20 protein-coding genes are annotated in these 22,193 nt (G+C 50.3%); 1 reads left to right on the forward strand and 19 read right to left on the reverse strand.

What is annotated here, in order from left to right; genetic code table 11:
• Positions 1–316: 316 nt before the first annotated feature.
• Positions 317–1,654 carry an adenine permease AdeP gene (adeP, locus tag OGX98_RS03450; protein WP_045448984.1) on the reverse strand — a complete coding sequence of 446 codons (1,338 nt, stop codon included), beginning with the start codon at positions 1,652–1,654 and terminating at the stop codon, positions 317–319.
• A gap of 167 nt (positions 1,655–1,821) precedes the next feature.
• Here adeP and yieH point away from each other — a divergent pair, with 167 nt between their 5' ends.
• Complete coding sequence (gene yieH / locus OGX98_RS03455) at positions 1,822–2,487, forward strand: 6-phosphogluconate phosphatase (RefSeq protein ID WP_045448986.1); 666 nt, start codon at positions 1,822–1,824, stop codon at positions 2,485–2,487.
• Positions 2,488–2,590: 103 nt separating this feature from the next.
• Here yieH and phoU read toward each other — a convergent pair whose 3' ends face one another.
• The 18 genes from phoU to mnmG all read right to left on the reverse strand — a co-directional run bounded on the left by phoU (position 2,591) and on the right by mnmG (position 21,999).
• Positions 2,591–3,316 (reverse strand): phosphate signaling complex protein PhoU, encoded by a 726-nt coding sequence (phoU, locus tag OGX98_RS03460; protein WP_003023824.1) that lies wholly within the window; start codon positions 3,314–3,316, stop codon positions 2,591–2,593.
• A gap of 137 nt (positions 3,317–3,453) precedes the next feature.
• Positions 3,454–4,227: a phosphate ABC transporter ATP-binding protein PstB gene (gene pstB, locus OGX98_RS03465; protein ID WP_045448988.1), complete on the reverse strand. Its 774-nt coding sequence runs from the start codon at positions 4,225–4,227 to the stop codon at positions 3,454–3,456.
• Positions 4,228–4,278: 51 nt separating this feature from the next.
• Complete coding sequence (gene pstA / locus OGX98_RS03470; protein ID WP_045448990.1) at positions 4,279–5,169, reverse strand: phosphate ABC transporter permease PstA; 891 nt, start codon at positions 5,167–5,169, stop codon at positions 4,279–4,281.
• The gene (pstC, locus tag OGX98_RS03475; protein WP_045448992.1) at positions 5,169–6,128 is read right to left on the reverse strand and encodes a phosphate ABC transporter permease PstC; all 960 of its coding nucleotides are present in this window, start codon (positions 6,126–6,128) and stop codon (positions 5,169–5,171) included. The genes pstA and pstC overlap by 1 nt, the downstream gene beginning before the upstream one ends.
• A gap of 153 nt (positions 6,129–6,281) precedes the next feature.
• Positions 6,282–7,322 (reverse strand): phosphate ABC transporter substrate-binding protein PstS, encoded by a 1,041-nt coding sequence (gene pstS, locus OGX98_RS03480; protein ID WP_045449847.1) that lies wholly within the window; start codon positions 7,320–7,322, stop codon positions 6,282–6,284.
• Positions 7,323–7,649: 327 nt separating this feature from the next.
• Complete coding sequence (glmS, locus tag OGX98_RS03485) at positions 7,650–9,479, reverse strand: glutamine--fructose-6-phosphate transaminase (isomerizing) (protein ID WP_200011113.1); 1,830 nt, start codon at positions 9,477–9,479, stop codon at positions 7,650–7,652.
• A 322-nt stretch (positions 9,480–9,801) separates the two neighbouring features.
• Positions 9,802–11,172, reverse strand: a complete 1,371-nt coding sequence (gene glmU / locus OGX98_RS03490) for a bifunctional UDP-N-acetylglucosamine diphosphorylase/glucosamine-1-phosphate N-acetyltransferase GlmU (protein ID WP_284097214.1) — start codon at positions 11,170–11,172, stop codon at positions 9,802–9,804.
• A 714-nt stretch (positions 11,173–11,886) separates the two neighbouring features.
• Entirely contained in the window at positions 11,887–12,306 is a 420-nt protein-coding gene (locus tag OGX98_RS03495; RefSeq protein WP_005121460.1) for a F0F1 ATP synthase subunit epsilon, read from the reverse strand.
• A 20-nt stretch (positions 12,307–12,326) separates the two neighbouring features.
• A complete protein-coding gene (gene atpD / locus OGX98_RS03500) occupies positions 12,327–13,709 on the reverse strand; it encodes a F0F1 ATP synthase subunit beta (RefSeq protein WP_045448998.1) in 1,383 nt (460 codons plus the stop codon).
• Positions 13,710–13,735: 26 nt separating this feature from the next.
• Positions 13,736–14,599, reverse strand: coding sequence for a F0F1 ATP synthase subunit gamma (gene atpG, locus OGX98_RS03505; RefSeq protein ID WP_005121458.1), 864 nt, complete (start codon positions 14,597–14,599; stop codon positions 13,736–13,738).
• A 50-nt stretch (positions 14,600–14,649) separates the two neighbouring features.
• A complete protein-coding gene (gene atpA, locus OGX98_RS03510) occupies positions 14,650–16,191 on the reverse strand; it encodes a F0F1 ATP synthase subunit alpha (RefSeq protein ID WP_003827026.1) in 1,542 nt (513 codons plus the stop codon).
• Between the two features lie 12 nt (positions 16,192–16,203).
• Complete coding sequence (gene atpH, locus OGX98_RS03515) at positions 16,204–16,737, reverse strand: F0F1 ATP synthase subunit delta (RefSeq protein ID WP_045449001.1); 534 nt, start codon at positions 16,735–16,737, stop codon at positions 16,204–16,206.
• 14 nt (positions 16,738–16,751) lie between these two features.
• Complete coding sequence (gene atpF / locus OGX98_RS03520) at positions 16,752–17,222, reverse strand: F0F1 ATP synthase subunit B (RefSeq protein WP_003023796.1); 471 nt, start codon at positions 17,220–17,222, stop codon at positions 16,752–16,754.
• Positions 17,223–17,281: 59 nt separating this feature from the next.
• Positions 17,282–17,521, reverse strand: coding sequence for a F0F1 ATP synthase subunit C (atpE, locus tag OGX98_RS03525; RefSeq protein ID WP_000429386.1), 240 nt, complete (start codon positions 17,519–17,521; stop codon positions 17,282–17,284).
• A 46-nt stretch (positions 17,522–17,567) separates the two neighbouring features.
• The gene (atpB, locus tag OGX98_RS03530; RefSeq protein WP_286594831.1) at positions 17,568–18,383 is read right to left on the reverse strand and encodes a F0F1 ATP synthase subunit A; all 816 of its coding nucleotides are present in this window, start codon (positions 18,381–18,383) and stop codon (positions 17,568–17,570) included.
• Positions 18,384–18,390: 7 nt separating this feature from the next.
• Complete coding sequence (gene atpI / locus OGX98_RS03535; RefSeq protein WP_045449005.1) at positions 18,391–18,771, reverse strand: F0F1 ATP synthase subunit I; 381 nt, start codon at positions 18,769–18,771, stop codon at positions 18,391–18,393.
• A 615-nt stretch (positions 18,772–19,386) separates the two neighbouring features.
• A complete protein-coding gene (rsmG, locus tag OGX98_RS03540; RefSeq protein ID WP_045449007.1) occupies positions 19,387–20,010 on the reverse strand; it encodes a 16S rRNA (guanine(527)-N(7))-methyltransferase RsmG in 624 nt (207 codons plus the stop codon).
• Between the two features lie 99 nt (positions 20,011–20,109).
• Positions 20,110–21,999, reverse strand: a complete 1,890-nt coding sequence (gene mnmG, locus OGX98_RS03545; RefSeq protein ID WP_286594832.1) for a tRNA uridine-5-carboxymethylaminomethyl(34) synthesis enzyme MnmG — start codon at positions 21,997–21,999, stop codon at positions 20,110–20,112.
• Positions 22,000–22,193 lie beyond the last annotated feature (194 nt).

Genomic DNA, 22,193 nt, shown 5'->3' on the forward strand with positions numbered 1-22,193 from the left:
GATATTTCAAAAATAATGAAATTTAAACATTTCAATTTATTAACAGAGTGTTTAACTAATTGAAACCGCAACCGAGGCCAGCACCACTGCGTCATAGGATGAACCGTGACGATTTCCAGGAAACGGTTGTGCAATTTTGCTATTTACCTTGTTATGACCAAACAGATATTTAGCCTTGGTTATTATTCATAATTATTTTTAATCAATTACAGTCTGTTTTTATTCAGAAAAAGATAATTAGCAGGGGGAGGAATAATGCAGGATAACCAGAGGAGCCGCTTCAGCTTCATAATGTGAAGCTGAAGCGGCTGGTAAATCAATGTGCGTCAATAAACACAATCTTTAGTACAAACAGCAGCGCGACAACAATGACGCACGGGCTGAGGTCACGGAAGCGCCCGGTACCGATTTTCATTACGCAGTAGGAAATAAAGCCCAGCGCAATACCTTCGGTAATGGAGAAGCTAAACGGCATCATTACCGCAGTAATAAACGCCGGAACGGCTTCTGTCAGGTCATCCCACTTCACACGTGACAGGCTGGACGTCATCAGTACACCAACGTAAATCAGCGCACCGGCTGCCGCATATCCCGGAACCATTCCCGCCAACGGCGAAAGGAAGATAACCAGCAGGAACAGCAAACCAACAACAACCGCTGTCAGGCCAGTACGCCCGCCGACCGAAACCCCGGAAGAGGATTCAATATACGCGGTTACAGAAGATGTACCGATAAACGCACCGGTAACAGACGAAACGCTATCCACAAACAGCGCCTGCTTCATGCGCGGGAACTTGCCCTTTGCGTCCGCCAGGCCGGCTTTATCCGTGACGCCAATCAGCGTACCAGAGGAGTCAAACAGGTTGACCAGCATGAAAGAGAAAATAACGCCCGCCAGACCAATGTTAAATGAACCGGCCAGATCAACATGCCCGATGACGGACATAACGCTCGGCGGCGCAGATACAATACCGTTGTAGTGGACATCGCCCAGCAACCAGCCCAACAGAGTGGTAACAATGATCGAGACCAGTACCGCCGCATGAATGTTGCGTGATGCCAGAATCGCGATAATAAAGAAGCCCAGAACGCCCAGCAGCACGCTGTGGGAAGTCAGGTTGCCGATAGAAACCAGCGTATCTTTATTCGCCACGATAACGCCGGCATTTTTCAGCCCCATCATGCCGATAAACAGGCCGATACCGCTGGTGATCCCCACGCGCAGGCTGACCGGAATATTGGCGATCATCCAGTAACGCACCCGGAAAATTGTCAGCAGCAGCAGACCAACCGCGCCCCAGAAGATAGCGCCCATACCAATCTGCCATGACAACCCCATCGCACCGACGACTACAAAGGCAAAAAATGCGTTCAGCCCCATCGCAGGTGCAAGCGCTACCGGCAGGTTGGCAAACAGTCCCATCAGGATGCTACCAAATGCAGCAATCAGACAGGTGGTGACAAAGACTGCACTGGTATCCATACCCGCAACGCCAAGAATTTGCGGGTTAACAAAAACGATATACACCATCGTCAGGAAAGTAGTGAAACCGGCGATCACTTCGGTCCGCGCCGTCGTGCCATGTTCGCGCAGCTTGAACACGCGTTCCAGCATCCCCTGGCCAGAAGCCTGGGTTGTGTGTTGTTGACTCATTATCAATTTCCGAACAAGGAGGGAAAATTCGTCGCTATCCTATACCAAAATGCGACAATAGGGTTGGGTTATGAGCAACTTTTTTCATTGAATTTGCTTATACGGCAACGATTGCGTCACCCCATTATGCATTACGTAAACGTTAAACTTGTTAAAATGGAAATGACATGTCCCAGATAGAAGCCGTATTTTTTGACTGTGACGGTACCCTTGTCGACAGTGAAGTAATTTGTTCTCGCGCGTATGTCAGCATGTTCCAGGCGTTCGGCATTACGCTCGATCTTGAAGAGATTTTTAAGCGCTTCAAGGGGGTAAAGCTCTACGAGATCATCGACATTATCAACGAAGAACACGGTGTCGAACTGGCGAAAGCCGATTTAGAACCCGTTTACCGCGCTGAGGTCGCACGCCTGTTCGATACCGAACTGGAGGTGATTGCAGGGGCTAATTCATTGCTGGACAGCATGGCTGTGCCCATATGCGTGGTGTCTAACGGTCCGGTCAGCAAAATGCAGCATTCTCTGGGTAAGCTGGGTATGTTGCATCATTTCCCTGATTTATTGTTCAGTGGCTATGATATTCAGCGCTGGAAGCCCGATCCGGCCCTGATGTTTCATGCGGCAAAAGCAATGAACGTCAACGCAGAAAACTGCATTCTGGTGGATGATTCCAGTGCAGGTGCACAGTCGGGAATCGATGCGGGAATGGAGGTTTTCTACTTCTGTGCCGATCCGCACAACAAGCCGATCGATCATCCAAAAGTAACGACCTTTACCGATCTGGCGCAGTTACCTGAGTTGTGGAAGGCTCGTGGGTGGAATTTGACGCGCTAATGATGTCGAAATGGTCATTATATTGTAGGCCGGATAAGCATTAGCGCCATCCGGCGAACTGCCCGGAGGCGCAAGCTTACCGGGCCTGCGGATCACACAACTATTACTCTTTCGGATCTTTACCCGCCAGCAGCTTATCCAGCTCATCGCCGCCCACGTGACGGAAATCCTGCCCCTTCACGAAGTAGAAGATGTATTCGCAAATATTCTGGCAACGGTCACCGATACGCTCGATAGAGCGCGCACAGAACAGCGCAGTAAGTACGCTTGGAATAGTGCGCGGGTCTTCCATCATGTAAGTCATCAGTTGACGCACGATACCTTCATATTCCTGGTCAACTTTCTTGTCTTCACGGTAGATACGTACCGCTTCGTCCAGATCCATACGCGCAAAGGCATCCAGCACATCATGCAGCATTTGCACGGTGTGGCGACCCAGTGATTCCAGGCTTACCAGCAGCGGCTGATGCTGCTGAGAGAATTTTTCCAGCGCGGTGCGGCAAATTTTGTCGGCCACATCACCAATACGTTCCAGTTCAGCGATGGTTTTGATAATCGCCATAACCAGTCGCAGGTCGCTCGCTGTCGGCTGACGCTTGGCGATGATACGCACACAAGCTTCATCAATCGCCACCTCCATCATGTTGACGTTCTTGTCGCCTTCAATGACGCGCTTCGCCAGCTCGCTGTCTTGATTATGCATGGCGGTAATCGCATCAGAAAGCTGCTGCTCTACCATGCCGCCCATGGTCATCACCTGGGTGCGAATACTCTCCAGTTCTGCATTGAACTGGCCGGAAATATGTTTATTAAGATTTAAATTGTCCATCATTTCTCCAGATGCCCAAAAGATTTCGAGCGAGAACAAGGCGGCAACTGCGCGAGTCCCCGGGAGCGTAGCCTACTACGTGACTGGGGTGAGCAAAGGCAGCCAACGCGGTTATCGCTTGAAAGCTGAAGGGCATATCAACCATAGCGGCCGGTAATGTAGTCTTCAGTTTGTTTCTTCGCGGGCTTGGTGAACAGATCGTCCGTATTGCTGAACTCAATCAATTCGCCCAGGTACATAAACGCCGTGTGGTCTGAACAACGTGCAGCCTGCTGCATGTTGTGGGTGACGATAACAACGGTGTAATCCTCTTTAAGCTCGGTGATCAGCTCTTCGATACGCCCGGTGGAGATCGGGTCGAGCGCTGAGCATGGCTCATCCAGCAGCAGTACTTCCGGGCGAATGGCGATACCACGCGCAATACATAAACGCTGCTGCTGACCACCGGAGAGAGAGTACCCGCTCTGGTGCAGTTTATCTTTGGTTTCGTTCCATAATGCGGCCTTGGTCAACGCCCACTGCACACGCTCATCCATATCCGCACGGGAGAGCTTTTCAAACAGGCGTACACCAAATGCGATGTTGTCATAAATGGACATCGGGAACGGCGTCGGTTTCTGGAACACCATCCCCACTTTGGCACGAAGCAGTGCGATATCCTGGGTATTGGTAAGTATATTGTCGCCATCCAGCAGGATTTCACCTTCTGCACGCTGCTCCGGGTACAATTCAAACATTTTGTTAAAAGTACGCAGCAACGTTGATTTACCGCAACCTGACGGGCCGATAAACGCAGTTACCTGGTTTTTAGCAATATCCAGGTTGATGTTCTTCAGGGCATGGAATTTGCCGTAGTAGAAGTTCAGGTCACGTACTGAAATTTTACCCGGAGTCGTGTTAACCATACTCATCTCAATCTCTTCCTCATTCAGCGCCGCCGTCGTTGGCCGCGCCGTAAATAATTAACCGTGTTTCTTCTTCGCGAAAATCACGCGCGCCAGAATATTCAGCAACAGTACGCACAGGGTAATAATCAACACCCCGGCCCAGGCCAGTTGCTGCCATTCAGCAAATGGGCTCATCGCAAACTTAAATATCGTTACCGGCAGGTTGGCAATGGGTTGCATCATGTCGGTGCTCCAGAACTGATTGGAGAGCGACGTAAACAACAGCGGGGCGGTTTCACCCGCAATACGCGCAATCGCCAGCAGAACGCCTGTAATAATGCCGGAGACAGACGCTTTCAGGGTGATAGCAGAAATCATCTTCCACTTCGGCGTACCCAGCGCATATGCCGCTTCACGCAGGCTGTCCGGCACCAGTTTGAGCATGTTCTCGGTGGTGCGGATAACGATAGGCACCTGCAGCAGTGCCAGCGCGATAACACCCGCCCAGCCGGAGAAGTGCTCCATCTTCGCCACCACAATGGTGTAAACAAACAGACCAACAACAATTGATGGTGCAGAAAGCAGAATATCGTTGATAAAACGGATCACCTCAGCCAGCCAGGACTTACGCCCGTACTCGGCCAGATAGATGCCCGCCATAATACCGAGCGGTGTACCAAACACGGTCGCCCACAGAATCAACAGTCCGCTACCGGCCAGAGCGTTCGCCAGACCACCACCAGCGGTATTTGGCGGAGGCGTCATTTCGGTGAACAGTGCCAGCGACATGCCATCAATACCACGGGTAACTGTGGACATCAGGATCCAGATAAGCCAGAACAGACCGAATGCCATCGTCGCCATAGAGAGCGTCAGCGCGATGCGGTTTTTCATACGGCGACGCGCCTGCATCTTACGGCGAGATTCCGCCAGCGCGGCTGTGTTTTGCATTTCAAGCGTAGCCATTAGCGTGCCCCCTCGTTTTTCGCAAGGCGCATGATCATGAACTTAGATGCCGCCAGCACGATGAAGGTGATCACAAACAGGATCAGCCCCAGTTCCATCAGCGCAGCAACATGCAAGCCAGATTCCGCTTCGGCAAACTCATTCGCCAGCGCAGAGGTAATGCTGTTGCCCGGCATGTACAGCGACGCACTGTCGAGCTGGTAGGTGTTACCGATAATAAAGGTTACCGCCATGGTTTCACCCAACGCGCGCCCAAGGCCCAGCATCACGCCACCAATCACACCATTTTTGGTGAACGGCAGGACGATACGCCAGATAACTTCCCAGGTAGTGCAACCGATACCATAGGCTGACTCTTTCATCAGCACCGGCGTTTGTTCGAACACATCGCGCATAACGGCTGCAATGTACGGGATGATCATGATGGCAAGGATCACGCCAGCGGCCAGAATACCAATGCCAAATGCCGGACCGGAGAACAGGGCACCAACAAACGGGATATTGGAAAGAATGTTACCGACTGGCTCCTGGAAGTAGGTTGCGAACAGCGGAGCAAAGATAAACAAGCCCCACATGCCGTAAACGATACTCGGGATCGCCGCCAGCAGTTCGATAGCGATACCCAGCGGGCGACGCAGCCAGCCTGGCGCTAATTCCGTCAGAAACAACGCAATGCCGAAGCTCACCGGAACGGCAATCAGCAGTGCAATAAGAGAGGTGACCAACGTACCGTAAATTGGTACCAGCGCACCGTAAATATCGTTTGGCGCATCCCATTCTTTGGTCCACAGGAACGAGAAACCAAATTTCTGGATGCTTGGCCAGGAGGAGATGACCAGAGAGACAATAATGCCACCCAACATCAATAGCACAATCAGCGCAGCCAGTTTTACCAGCGCACTGAATATCATGTCACCCTTTTTACCCGGAGGGTTAAAAGCAGGCTTGGTTGCAGCCATAAATTACTCTTTCCATTAAACACGTTTTACGAAGTTGCCCAAACCGGATGGCGCTACGCTTATCCGGTCTATACATTGGGCCTACAGTCTGAACCGTAGGGCGGATAAGCGTAGCGCCATCCGCCAATTCGTCAATTCGTCAAAGATATTCTGTTAATACAGCGCTTTACCACTGCTGTCTTTCACGTTGGTCTTCCATGCAGCACGAATCTGCTCAACCACGCTGTCCGGCAGGCTGGCGTAATCCAGGTCATTGGCCTGCTTGCCGCCATTTTTGTATGCCCAGTCAAAGAATTTCAGCACCTCAGCGCCTTGCTCAGGTTTCTTCTGCTCTTTATGAACCAGAATGAAGGTTGTAGACGTGATTGGCCACGCCTCGTCACCTTTCTGGTTAGTCAGATCCTGGGCAAAAGTTTTGCTCCAGTCAGCGCCTTTAGCCGCATTAGCGAAACTTTCTTCGGTCGGACTTACCGGTTTGCCGTCAGCAGTAACCAGTTTGGTATAGGCCAGGTTGTTCTGCTTAGCATAAGCATATTCAACGTAGCCGATAGAGCCTGGCAGACGCTGTACGAACGCGGCGATACCGTCGTTGCCTTTACCACCCAGACCGGTTGGCCAGTTAACGGTAGAGCCTGAACCAATTTTAGATTTCCACTCTTCATTCACTTTTGCCAGATAGCTGGTGAATACGAAGGAAGTACCGGAACCATCAGCACGACGAACAACGGCGATATTCTGAGAAGGTAGTTTCAGACCCGGGTTCAGTTTGGTGATGGCTTCATCATCCCACTTCTTAATTTTGCCGAGATAGATGTCACCCAGCGTTTTACCGTCAAGCACCAGCTCACCGGATTTCAGGCCTGGGATATTCACCGCCAGCACCACACCGCCGATCACTGTTGGGAACTGGAAAAGACCTTCCTGTGCCAGTTTCTCATCAGACAATGGTGCATCAGATGCACCGAAATCAACGGTATTTGCAGTAATTTGTTTTACACCACCGGAGGAGCCGATACCCTGGTAGTTTACTTTGCTACCGGTCTCTTTCTGATAGGTATCAGCCCATTTGGCATACACCGGCGCAGGAAAAGTTGCACCTGCACCTGTCAGGCTTGCTGCTGCGAATACAGAGAAAGCACTCATCGATAAGGTCGCGGCGACAACAGTTGCGACAGTGGTACGCATAACTTTCATAATGTCTCCTGCACGATTTTCGTAAATCATTGTTAAGTGGCTACGATGAGCAAAATAGGATAAACAGGTGACAGTTAAATGTACGAAATATGACATTTTTATGACAACGAAATAAATCAGACAAAACAAATAAAAAAAACCAATAAAAATAATCAGTTGAAATGAAACGTGACGGTAATATTTCGCAAAAAATTTCTTTTTATGACACTGAAAACAGTAGCTGAAGATGACGGTTTGTCACATAAAAAAAGCGGGATAGTTGATTAAAAACAGAACAACGAATAAAAAATGCCCCGCCAAAAGCGGGGCATTTTCACTATAACCGACTTACTCTACAGTAACCGATTTAGCCAGGTTACGCGGCTGATCCACATCGGTGCCTTTAATCAGCGCCACGTGATAAGCCAGCAACTGCAGCGGAACAGTGTAGAAGATCGGTGCAATGACCTCTTCCACATGCGGCATCTCAATGATGTGCATGTTTTCGCTGCTAGTGAACCCAGCATCCTGATCGGCGAAGACGTATAACTGGCCGCCGCGGGCACGAACTTCTTCAATGTTGGATTTCAGTTTTTCCAACAGTTCGTTGTTCGGTGCAACCACGATAACCGGCATATCGGCATCAATCAGCGCCAGCGGGCCGTGTTTCAGTTCGCCAGCGGCATAAGCTTCAGCGTGAATATAAGAGATCTCTTTTAACTTCAGCGCGCCTTCCAGCGCAATCGGATACTGATCGCCACGGCCAAGGAACAGCGCATGATGTTTGTCAGAGAAATCTTCCGCCAGAGCTGCGATACGTTTGTCCTGAGACAGCATCTGTTCAATGCGGCTCGGCAATGCCTGCAGACCGTGAACGATCTCCTGTTCGATTGACGCATCCAGGCCTTTCAGACGAGACAGTTTCGCCACCAGCATCAACAGAACTGTCAACTGAGTGGTAAATGCTTTCGTCGAAGCCACGCCTATTTCAGTCCCGGCATTGGTCATTATCGCCAGGTCTGATTCACGCACCAGAGAAGATCCCGGTACGTTACAGATAGCCAGCGATCCCAGATAGCCCAGATCTTTAGACAAGCGCAGACCCGCCAGGGTATCCGCCGTTTCACCAGACTGGGAAAGAGTGATCATCAGGCTGTTACGACGCACAGCTGATTTGCGATAGCGGAACTCGGAAGCGATTTCCACATCACAGGAAATACCTGCCAGCGACTCGAACCAGTAGCGGGATACCATACCTGAGTTGTACGAGGTACCACAGGCGATAATCTGGATATGCTCCACCTGAGACAGCAGCTCATTGGCATTCGGACCCAGCTCGCTTAAATCCACTTCACCATGGCTGATACGCCCGGTAAGGGTGTTTTTAATCGCGTTCGGCTGTTCGTAAATCTCTTTCTGCATGTAGTGGCGGTAAATACCTTTTTCGCCAGCATCATATTGCAGACTGGATTCGATATCCTGACGTTTCACTTCTTCGCCAGACTTATCGAAAATAGAGACCGAACGGCGGGTCACTTCCGCAATATCGCCTTCTTCAAGGAAGATAAAGCGACGGGTAACCGGCAGCAACGCCAGCTGATCGGAAGCGATAAAATTCTCACCCATCCCCAAGCCAATAACCAGCGGGCTACCAGAACGTGCCGCCAGCAGGACTTCCGGGTTACGGGTATCCATGATCACCGTGCCGTATGCACCGCGCAGTTGCGGGATAGTCCGCAGTACAGCTTCACGTAGGGTTCCGCCCTGTTCCAGCTCCCAATGCACCAGGTGAGCAATCACTTCGGTGTCGGTTTCAGAAACAAAGGTGTAACCACGCGCTTTCAGCATTTCGCGTAGTGGTTCATGGTTTTCGATGATGCCGTTATGCACCACCACAATATGTTCAGAAACATGCGGATGCGCGTTCGCTTCTGAAGGTTCACCATGGGTCGCCCAACGGGTATGAGCAATACCAGTGCCGCCATGCAACGGATGCTCTTCCGCAGCAGCGGTAAGCATCTGTACTTTACCCAGACGACGCAGACGGGTCATGTTGCCTTCAGCATCGACAACTGCCAGACCGGCAGAGTCATAGCCACGATATTCCAGACGACGTAAACCTTCGAGAAGGATTTCAGCTACATCACGCTGCGCGATAGCGCCAACAATTCCACACATATTTTATGATTCCGAATTTAGGCATTATGCCTGTCGTTGTCGGTCAACCTGTTTACCCTTCGTCTTTCACGCCGTTGCTGCGTTGGCTGCACTTGTTCACTCCGGTCACTTACCTCAGTAAGCTCCCGAAGATTCCCAGGTTTGCCGCCTTGCTAAGGCGCGAAATACTTTGGGCAATGCCCGTATTCCGGGCTCCCCGAGCCTTGTAGAGAGTGGGGGTATTTTTATAGTTACTGCTATTGGGAGGGAGATATATATTTACCTCCTCATCCCTCTGTCTGCCTGATGATGGCTACGCCTTATCAGGCCTACAAAACTAAAATTATTTTTTCTTCACCGGACGTTTCCAGTCCTGCTTATGGACCTGCGGCACGCGGCTTAAAACCAGTTCATTATCGGCGATATTTCGAGTAACGGTAGTTCCGGCTGCGATAGTCGCGCCCTTACCCACGGTAACAGGAGCCACCAGCTGAGTGTCTGAACCAACAAAAACATCGTCGCCAATAATGGTTTTAAACTTATTGGCACCATCGTAGTTACAGGTGATCGTACCCGCACCGATATTCACATTATCGCCAATTTCCGCATCGCCCAGATAAGTCAAATGACCGGCTTTAGAGCCTTTACCCAGACGCGCTTTTTTCATTTCGACGAAGTTCCCTACGTGCGCGCCTTCCTGCAGTTCGGCTCCCGGGCGCAGACGTGCGAAAGGTCCGATAGTGCAAGCAGCGTCCAAGCGTGCATCTTCAACCACACTGTACGGACTAAGCTCACAGTCATCACCAATCACGCTGTTTTTGATGATGCACCCTGCGCCTATCTTCACGCGGTTCCCGAGCGTTACGTTACCTTCAATGATAACGTTAGTATCAATTTCAACATCGCGCCCGTGAATAAGCGTACCGCGCAGATCAAAACGAGCCGGATCGCGCAGCATAACCCCCGCCAACAGCAGTTTTTCAGCCTGTTCAGACTGGTACACGCGCTCCAGACGGGATAGTTGTAAGCGGTTATTCACGCCTTCCACTTCACTGAGTCTGTCCGGATGAACGGCAGTGATCTCACGACCTTCCTGCCAGGCAAGCGCTATGATATCGGTGATGTAGTATTCACCCTGCGCATTGTTGTTAGTCAATTTTGACAGCCAGCGCTTCATGTCCGCGCCGTTGGCAATCAGAATACCGGTGTTGATTTCCTGGATCTGACGCTGCTCGTCGGTAGCATCTTTATGCTCTACGATACCGGTGACTTTACCGTCATCACGCGTAATGCGCCCATAACCGGTTGGGTCGTCCAGTTTTACCGTTAATAAGCCGATACCACCCTGCGGTTTTGCATCACGCAAGCGTTGTAACGTAGTAGTGGAGATTAGCGGGACATCGCCATAGAGCATTAAAATGTCTTCGTCATCACCAAAGAATGGCGCTGCCTGCTGCATCGCATGGCCGGTTCCCAACTGCTCTGCCTGCAAAACCCAGTTAAGGTTGCCTTCTTTCAGTGTCTGCTTAAGCAAATCACCACCGTGTCCATAGACCAGGTGTACATGAGTTGCCCCTAATTCATTAGCAGCATCAATGACATGCTGGACCATCGCCTTTCCCGCGAGAGTGTGCAGCACTTTAGGGAGATCGGAATACATGCGTGTACCTTTGCCAGCGGCAAGGATCACGACGCTCATAGCACTATTCAACATACACGTCCTGACTTAAATTTGAGAACGAATTTATACCGTTTCACATTGAAATTACTACATTTTTTTCATCGTGAAATGGGCCGAAGATAAAACGTTCAATAGGAGAAAATACCTACCTGTTAATCAACTATTTTCATCTATATCGGCGTCTTTTGTCTCCCCGAAACCAGGAGTCTGTACCTATTAAAGCCTTAGGTTAATGTTTTTGCTATTTTTTTGCCTAATGAATAAAGAATTTAGTACATAGCACGCGATTTTATCGCTCAAATTCAGCCGGCAGCAGCAAAATACCTGCGAGTCATGATTTCAGACTATGCAGACAAAAATAGATAAGACAACTTGCTGTATTTAAGGGGAAAAGTACGAGAACAGGGAGTGAGACGACTGACGGCGCTTGCTTACAAACCACATTAAGCACAGCGCCACATTGCAGGAAGGGTATTACAGATTGAACATGCCGAAAGAAACGTTCATGTTGCTGAAAAGGGCGATGATTTTGTTGATCAATTTCATGTTGGTATCCTGTTTTTATCTGAGTTAATTATGTGACACTCATCACAAAAACAAGTCTACGCTTCATTTTTTAATCGATCAATATTTACGTGATACAGATCACATAAATATTAAAATAGCTTTTCAGCTTATATAGCTTAAACCACAGGCATAAAAAAACCAGCCTGAAATCAGACTGGTTTTTGTGTTTTCAAGCCGGTGTTACATCGCTTTTTTGGTCAACTCGATAACGCGCAATTTCGCGATCGCTTTGGCCAGTTCCGCAGATGCCTGAGCGTAATCCACGTCACCGTGAGAGCTCTTAATGTGCTCTTCAGCCTTACGTTTCGCTTCCAGGGCTCTCGCTTCATCGAGATCCTGCCCGCGAATCGCGGTATCAGCCAGTACGGTCACGTTGCCAGGCTGCACTTCAAGAATGCCGCCGGACAGGTAGATAAACTCTTCATGACCGAACTGTTTAACGATGCGGATCATACCAGGCTTAATGGCGGTGAGCAGCGGGGCATGCCCTGGGAAAATACCCAGTTCACCTTCACTACCCGTTACCTGGATTTTTTCGACCAGACCAGAGAACATTTGTTGCTCTGCGCTGACGACGTCCAGGTGGTAAGTCATTGCCATATCACCCTCCGATTAAGGCGTTAAAGTTTTTTGGCTTTTTCCACGGCTTCGTCGATAGAACCAACCATGTAGAACGCCTGCTCTGGCAGGTGATCGTATTCGCCTTCCATGATGCCTTTAAAGCCACGGATGGTGTCTTTCAGGGAAACATATTTACCTGGGGAACCGGTAAATACTTCCGCGACGAAGAACGGCTGGGACAGGAAGCGCTGGATCTTACGCGCACGTGCTACCACCAGTTTATCTTCTTCAGACAATTCATCCATACCCAGGATGGCGATGATGTCTTTCAGTTCCTGATAACGCTGCAGCAGGGACTGTACGCCACGCGCAGTGTCGTAGTGTTCCTGACCAACAACCAGCGGATCCAACTGACGGCTGGTGGAATCCAGCGGGTCAACTGCCGGGTAGATACCCAGAGATGCGATCTGACGGCTCAGTACCACGGTTGCATCCAGGTGAGCAAAGGTGGTTGCTGGGGATGGGTCAGTCAAGTCATCCGCAGGTACGTATACCGCCTGAACGGAGGTGATAGAACCGGTTTTAGTAGAGGTGATACGTTCCTGAAGAACACCCATCTCTTCCGCCAGGGTCGGCTGGTAGCCTACCGCTGAAGGCATACGACCCAGCAGAGCAGATACTTCCGTACCGGCCAGGGTGTAACGATAGATGTTATCAACGAACAACAGAACGTCACGACCTTCGTCACGGAACTTCTCAGCCATAGTCAGACCGGTCAGAGCAACGCGCAGACGGTTTCCCGGCGGCTCGTTCATCTGGCCATAAACCAGGGATACTTTATCCAGAACGTTAGAGTCGGTCATTTCGTGGTAGAAGTCGTTACCCTCACGAGTACGCTCACCAACACCTGCAAACACGGAGTAACCGGAGTGTTCGATCGCGATGTTACGGATCAGCTCCATCATGTTTACGGTTTTACCTACACCCGCACCACCGAACAGACCAACTTTACCGCCCTTCGCGAACGGACACATCAGGTCGATAACTTTGATACCGGTTTCCAGCAGTTCCTGAGAGCTGGACAGCTCTTCATAGGACGGTGCTGCGCGGTGGATAGCCCAACGCTCTTCTTCACCGATATCGCCTTTCATGTCGATCGGGTGACCCAGAACGTTCATGATACGACCCAGGGTTGCTTTACCTACCGGGACTTCGATCGGGTGTTCGAGGTCTTTAACTTCCAGACCACGACGCAGACCGTCGGAAGAACCCATGGCGATGGTACGCACGATACCGCCACCGAGCTGCTGCTGAACTTCCAGCACCAGGCTCTCATTACCATTCATAACCTCAAGAGCATCGTACACGCGCGGTACGGCATCCTGAGGGAATTCGACGTCAACCACGGCGCCGATTACCTGGACAATTTTTCCAGTAGCCATCTTGAATCCTCTACGAATTAACCTGGTTATACCGCGGATGCACCACCGACGATTTCGGTGAGTTCCTGAGTAATGCTGGCCTGACGAGCTTTGTTGTATACCAACTGCAGCTCTTTAATCAGGCTGCCGCCATTGTCGGTCGCGGCTTTCATCGCCACCATACGTGCGGCCTGCTCGCTGGCCAGGTTTTCTACCACACCCTGATAAACCTGAGATTCAACGTAACGACGCAGCAGAGTATCCAGCAGCGGTTTCGGGTCTGGTTCATACAGGTAATCCCAAGCTTTTTGTTTTAACTCTTCATCTTCTGATGCCGGTAACGGCAACAGTTGGGTAAGAGTTGGCACCTGAGACATGGTGTTAATAAATTTGTTGCTGACAACGTACAGTCTGTCCAGACGGCCTTCATCGTAGGCCTGCAGCATCACTTTAACCGGACCGATCAGTTCGGACAGGGAAGGGTTATCCCCCATACCGGTTACCTGAGCAACCACGTTACCGCCAACGGAGTTAAAGAAAGACACGCCCTTAGAGCCGATCATTGCGATGTCGCACTGAACGCCTTTATCGGACCATGTTTTCATATCTGCCAGCAGTTTTTTGAACAGGTTAATGTTCAAGCCGCCACACAGACCACGATCGGTCGACACCACCAGGTAGCCCACGCGTTTAACGTCGCGTTCTTCCAGGTAAGGGTGCTTATATTCCAGATTACCATTCGCAAGGTGACCAATCACTTTGCGCATGGTCTCTGCATAAGGACGGCTGGCCGCCATGCGATCCTGCGATTTACGCATTTTGGAAGCGGCGACCATCTCCATCGCTTTAGTGATCTTCTGCGTGTTCTGGACGCTTGCGATCTTACTACGTATCTCTTTTGCGCCGGCCATGAGCTTCTCCTCAATGCCTTGCGGTCCGTCCTAGGACAGACCGCCAGACGTTACCAGGACTGGGTTGCTTTGAAGGAATCGAGGATAGCTTTCAGCTTGCCTTCGATTTCATCGTTATAGCCACCGGACTGGTTAATCTCTTGCATCAGCGGAGCGTGGTCACGGTCGACGTAAGCCAGCAGAGCAGCTTCGAAACTACCGATTTTCGCCAGTTCCACATCTTCGAGGTAACCGCGTTCAGCCGCAAACAGCACCACACCCTGCTGTGCTACAGACATTGGGGCATACTGTTTCTGCTTCAGCAGTTCAGTTACTTTCTGACCGTGGCTCAGCTGCTTACGCGTAGCTTCATCCAGGTCGGAAGCGAACTGAGAAAACGCTGCCAGTTCACGATACTGTGCCAGTGCGGTACGAATACCACCGGACAGTTTCTTAATGATCTTGGTCTGCGCTGCGCCACCTACACGAGATACGGAGATACCTGGGTTAACTGCCGGACGAATACCGGAGTTAAACAGGTTGGTTTCCAGGAAGATCTGACCATCGGTAATGGAAATTACGTTGGTCGGAACGAACGCAGAAACGTCACCCGCCTGGGTTTCGATAATCGGCAGAGCGGTCAGGGAGCCGGTTTTACCTTTAACTTCACCATTGGTGAACTTCTCAACGTATTCCGCGTTAACGCGGGATGCGCGTTCCAGCAGACGGGAGTGGAGGTAAAATACGTCGCCCGGGAATGCTTCACGTCCTGGCGGACGACGGAGCAGCAGGGAAACCTGACGGTAAGCAACGGCCTGTTTGGACAGGTCATCATAAACGATCAGTGCATCTTCGCCGCGGTCACGGAAGTATTCGCCCATTGCGCAACCGGCATATGGCGCCAGGTATTGCAGTGCAGCGGATTCAGACGCGGTTGCCACAACAACGATGGTGTTGGACAGTGCGCCGTGTTCTTCCAGTTTACGAACCACGTTAGAAATAGTGGACGCTTTCTGGCCAATAGCCACGTACACACATTTGATGCCGGAATCGCGCTGGTTGATGATCGCATCGATTGCCATCGCGGTTTTACCGGTCTGACGGTCACCGATGATCAATTCACGCTGACCACGACCGATTGGGATCATAGCATCAACGGATTTATAACCGGTCTGTACCGGCTGATCGACGGACTGACGTTCGATTACGCCCGGAGCGATAACTTCGATTGGCGAGAAGCCATCGTTATCAACCGGACCTTTACCGTCGATTGGGGAACCCAGAGTGTTCACCACACGACCCAGCAGGCCACGGCCAACCGGAACTTCCAGAATACGACCCGTACACTTAACCTTCATGCCTTCGGCGAGGTCAGCGTATGGACCCATCACAACTGCACCTACGGAGTCGCGCTCCAGGTTCAGTGCGATTGCGTAACGGTTACCCGGCAGGGAAATCATCTCACCCTGCATACAGTCGGCAAGGCCGTGGATGCGGATAACACCGTCACTTACAGAAACAATAGTACCTTCGTTGTGAGCTTCGCTCACAACACTGAACTGAGCAATGCGCTGCTTGATCAGTTCGCTGATTTCGGTGGAATTCAGTTGCATGCTCCAGTCCCCTTAAGACTGCAAGACGTCTGCAAGGCGTTCAAGACGGCCGCGTACGCTGCCATCAATGACCATATCACCCGCACGGATGATTACGCCTGCCATTACAGACTTATCGATTTTGCAATTCAGCTTAACTTTGCGTGACAGACGTTTTTCCATCGCTGCACTAATCTTCGTAAGCTGTTCATCACTCAGTGCATTGGCAGAAGTAACTTCTACCTCAGAGATCGCCTCACTGGCTGCACGCAGGTGAATAAACTGCTCAAGAACATCCGGGAGCGCATTCAGACGGTTATTTTCAGCCATCACCTTAATCAGGTTTTGGCCGTTTTCGTCCAGCTGCTCACCGCAGACTGCGATAAACGACTCAGCGAGCGTTTCCGGCGCCAGCGCGCCAGAGAGAAGCTCTGCCATTTGTTCGTTTTTCGTCACCTCAGCGGCAAACATCAGCATATCTTGCCAACGGTCAACGCTTTGGTGCTCAACGGCAAAGTCAAAAGCTGCTTTGGCGTAGGGGCGAGCTACCGTAATAAATTCAGACATCAGCCCCTCCCTCCTTACAGTTCAGCGACAAGTTTGTCCACGATGTCGCTGTTAGCAGCTTCATCCACGGAACGTTCGATGATCTTCTCGGCGCCAGCAACAGCCAGGATAGCAACTTGCTTACGCAGCTCTTCGCGAGCACGTTTACGCTCGGCTTCAATTTCCGCCTGCGCTTGTGCCACGATTTTAGTACGTTCCTGCTCTGCTTCAGTTTTGGCTTCGTCCAGGATCTGAGCGCGACGTTTGTTCGCCTGCTCGATGATTACCTGAGCTTCCGCTTTAGCCTTTTTCAGCTGGTCGGTCGCGCTGGCCTTTGCAAGGTCAAGATCCTTATGTGCTCGTTCCGCAGAAGCAAGACCGTCAGCAATTTCTTTTTGACGTTTTTCGATGGCAGCCATTAACGGCGGCCATACGTACTTCATGCAGAACAGAACGAACAGGACAAACGCGATGGCCTGGCCGAGGATTGTTGCGTTAAGATTCACAGCACAATGCCTCTATCTAGTTAACGTTCTGATATTGCTTTTAATTCAAGCAACGCTTACTACGCGACAGCGAACATCACGTACAGACCCAGACCTACAGCGATCATCGGGATAGCATCCACCAGACCCATAACGATAAAGAACTGAGTACGCAGCAGAGGAATCAGATCAGGTTGACGCGCTGCGCCTTCCAGGAATTTACCCCCGAGGATGCCGATACCGATCGCAGCACCGATTGCCGCCAGACCCATCATCACAGCGGCAGCCATGTACAGCAGATCCATATTCAGGTTTTCCATGACAGTCTCCAGTTTGTTTCAGTTAAAACGTAGTAGTGTTGGTAAATTAATGCTCTTCAGACGCCATCGACAGATAGACAATCGTCAGAACCATGAAGATGAAGGCTTGCAGCGTGATAATCAGTATGTGGAAAATGGCCCATGGCACATTCAGGATCCACTGTGACCACCACGGCAACAGACCAGCAATCAGAATGAAAATCAGCTCACCAGCGTACATGTTGCCGAACAGTCGCAGACCAAGAGAAACTGGTTTGGACAGCAGGCTTACCCCTTCAAGGATTAAGTTGACAGGAATGAACGCCCAGTGATTGAACGGCTGCAGCGTCAACTCTTTCGTGAAGCCACCGATGCCTTTCATTTTGATGCTGTAGAACAGAATGAGGATAAATACGCCCAGCGCCATAGACAGGGTGATGTTCACGTCAGCAGACGGAACCACACGCAGAGCTGGCAGACCAAAGATATGCTCACCGATGTACGGCAGCAGGTCGATAGGCAGTAAGTCCATCATGTTCATCAGGAATACCCAGACGAAAATCGTCAGGGCCAGCGGAGCAATCAGCTTGCTTTTGCCATGGTACATGTCTTTCACGCTACCATTTACAAAGCCGATTACCAGCTCAATCGCGGTCTGAAATTTACCTGGTACGCCGCTGGTCGCCTTTTTGGCAACGCTACGGAACATAAGCAGGAACAACAGACCCAGAACCACCGAGAAAAACATGGAGTCAATATTGAGCGTCCAGAAGGTGGCTGGGGGGTTGTACGGATCCACCAGCGAGAATGTACGCAGGTCCAACTGAAGGTTGTTCAGATGGTGTCCTATGTAATCCTGCGGCGTCATATTTTCTGAAGCCATGATGCCTTTACCCTTTGTTGTTAATTACAGCCGGCGCCAGTATCTGAACCACCAGCACCAAAACCCACGTAACGATCAGCGGTAAGAATACCGCCTTCAAAACCGCCAACGCCACCACCAGCAAAACCAGCATCGCTAACACCTTGAAGGCTTCGCCGAAGGCGAACGACCAGGCAACTCGGCCCTTTGCTGGTGTATGCGCCTGGTGACGCCAGGCAAATATCATAAACAACATATTCGGCAGTAACACTGCCAAACCCCCGCATAATGCGGAGATGCCCCAGAAAGGGTCTTTGAGGCTAAACAGCAATCCACTTGCTATTACCGCCAGAAGCTGTGTGAGCAAAAGCTTACGAGCAACGTTTCGACTCAAGAGCGACATAGACATCACGTTTTTACTCCTGCTCCCTTCGAGGTATGCCGCGTGTCGTATAAAACGTTCTTTATGGCTTAGAGTCAAGCATCAAAAAGCGGTCAAATTATACGGTGCGCCTTCGTGATTTCAAACAATAAGTAGCTAAAAAGTGAATAAATGTTTAAATATTTTTCTCTGGGCCTCATTTATTACTTTTCAGCAAACTGTGAACGATCATGCAAAACTGCAAATACCGCGTAAACACTGGCGATAAAGCGTGCACCAGATCACATATCGAACATATTCACCTTCGCATAATTTATTTACGTGGCAAATGATGCCTTTTCATCTTTTTGATATTTAAGCGTAAAAATCGTCACTGTTTTAGAAATAGCGCCTAACAACAAAAAAACCACTCATTGACATTTATAATAAAAAATTAACACAAAACGGTAATTCTTACGTTCTATTTTTAGCAGACTGATATTTTCACAGTTGACTTGTTTCGCATTTAACAAAAAACGGTACGTTATAGTTATGATGCAAAACAGTAAGGCACAGGTGAAATGTAACAACATTTAACCCCACTACACCCTCCAATTTTTAACACCTGAAGCACCGCTTTTTTTCTATTTTTTTTGACAAATATTAAATTTTGTTTGGCTTAATAACCACCAGATGGCGTTCACCGTCCAACTGTGGAACCCGTAATTTTTCAACAGACTCGACGCTAAATTCAGCAGGTAAAGAGGCTATCTCATCTTCAGGCAACTGTCCCTTTAACGCGTAAAAACGCCCGTTTTGACCGGGTAAATGATGACACCAACTCACCATGTCGTTAAGCGACGCAAAAGCACGACTTATCACCCCATCAAATGGAGGTTCAGAAGGAAACTCTTCAACCCGGCTCTGTACAGGGGTGATGTTAGTAAGCGCAAGCTCATGTTGCACCTGGCGCAGGAAGCGAACACGTTTCCCCAGGCTATCCAGCAGCGTAAAATGGGCGTCAGGACGAACTATGGAGAGCGGAATGCCCGGCAGACCAGGGCCAGTACCAACGTCAATAAAGCGCTCCCCCTGCAAATGAGGTGCGACTACGATGCTGTCCAGAATATGGCGCACCAGCATTTCATTGGGATCCCGCACCGATGTCAGATTGTACGCTTTGTTCCATTTGTGCAGCATATCGACATACGCAATCAACTGATTTTTCTGGTGATCGGTAAGCGAAATACCAGCATCAGCCAGCAGACGAGAGAGTTTGTTGAGCACGGCAGTTACCTGTCTATAAAATTTGCCCGGTGGTGTTTTGCTTACCAGGCTAACGAATCGGTAGGGCGGGTAAACAAAACGCACCCGCCAAAATTGGCTTTACGCGCTGCGGCGCAGCATACCTTGTTTTTTCAGCCATACCAGCAGAATGGAGATGGCCGCAGGTGTCACACCAGAAATACGTGATGCCTGACCAATCGACACAGGTTTGTGATCATTAAGCTTGGCAATAACTTCATTCGATAAACCGGAAACCTGGCGATAGTCCAGAGTCGCAGGCAACAAAGTGTTTTCATTACGTTGCTGCCGGTCTATTTCATCCTGCTGACGGGCAATATACCCTTCGTATTTAACCTGAATCTCAACCTGTTCTGCGGCCTGTGCATCGTCAAGACCCGGGGCGAACGCAGACAAAGATGTCAGCTGTGCGTAGGTCATATCCGGGCGACGCAGAAGATCTTCACCACTGGCTTCACGTGACAGAGGAGTCGCAAGGTGAGCGTTCACTTCAGCGGCAGACTCAGCTAACGGGTTCACCCAGGTCGATTTAAGACGTTGACGTTCTTGTTCGATGCGCTCCAGTTTTTCATTGAAACGCGCCCAGCGTTCGTCATCCACCAGACCCAGCTCGCGGCCCATTTCTGTCAGACGGAGATCGGCGTTATCTTCACGCAACATCAAACGATATTCCGCACGTGAGGTAAACATACGGTACGGTTCTTTGGTACCCAGTGTACAAAGATCATCGACTAATACGCCAAGGTATGCCTGAGAACGTGCAGGAGCCCAGCCTTCTTTGTCAGCTGACAGACGGGCAGCGTTCAGGCCAGCAAGCAGACCCTGCGCCGCGGCTTCTTCATAACCTGTCGTGCCGTTGATTTGTCCGGCAAAGAACAATCCCTGGATAAATTTGCTTTCCAGAGTGGGTTTCAGATCGCGTGGGTCGAAGAAGTCATACTCAATAGCATAGCCGGGGCGAACGATTCTCGCGTTTTCCATCCCCTGCATAGAGCGAACAATCTGCATCTGTACATCGAATGGCAGGCTGGTGGAGATGCCGTTCGGGTAAATTTCGTTGGAAGTCAGTCCTTCTGGTTCGAGGAAGATCTGATGTTGGTTACGATCAGCAAAACGCATTACTTTGTCTTCGATCGATGGGCAGTAACGTGGACCAATGCCTTCGATCACACCAGCATACATTGGACTACGATCGAGGTTATTTCGGATCACGTCATGGGTTTTTTCGTTGGTATGCGTGATGTAGCAAGGTACCTGATTGGGATGCTGCGAGGCTCTACCCATAAACGAGAAAACCGGCATTGGGTTATCGCCGTGCTGCTGCGCCAGTACGCTGAAATCGATAGTACGGGCATCAATGCGCGGTGGTGTTCCGGTTTTGAGGCGGCTCACACGCAGCGGGAGTTCACGCAAGCGACGTGACAATGGAATAGACGGCGGATCGCCAGCACGGCCACCGCTGTAGTTGTCCAGACCGATATGTATTTTACCATCGAGGAAGGTACCGACGGTCAGAACCACCGCTTTGGCACGGAACTTCAAACCCATTTGAGTCACAGCACCAACAACACGATCGTTTTCAACAATCAGATCTTCAACCGCCTGCTGGAAGATCATCAGGTTTGGCTGATTCTCCAGCGCAGTGCGTACAGCCTGCCGATAGAGCACACGATCCGCCTGAGCACGGGTCGCTCGGACGGCAGGTCCTTTGCTCGCGTTTAGTATCCTAAACTGAATACCGGCATGGTCGATCGCTTTGGCCATCAGCCCACCAAGCGCATCCACTTCTTTTACCAGGTGTCCCTTCCCAATGCCGCCAATGGCCGGGTTGCAGCTCATCTGCCCCAGCGTGTCGATATTGTGTGTCAAAAGCAGAGTCTGCTGACCCATCCGCGCCGCTGCCATTGCGGCCTCGGTGCCTGCATGACCCCCGCCAATGATGATGACGTCAAAAGGATCCTGATAAAACATGGTAATTGCCTCGCATAACGCGGTGTGAAAATGGATTGAAGCCCGGGCCGTGGATTCTACTCAACTTTAGTCGATGGAGAAAGACCTGGGATCCTGGGTATTAAAAAGAAGATCTTTTTATTTAGAGATCTGTTTTATTGTGATCTCTTATTAGGATCGCGACTTTCTGTGGATAAGGGCGATCCTTTGAATAA

The organism is Citrobacter sp. Cm046, assembly GCF_030333065.1.
GTDB classification, from domain to species: Bacteria; Pseudomonadota; Gammaproteobacteria; order Enterobacterales; family Enterobacteriaceae; genus Citrobacter; species Citrobacter murliniae.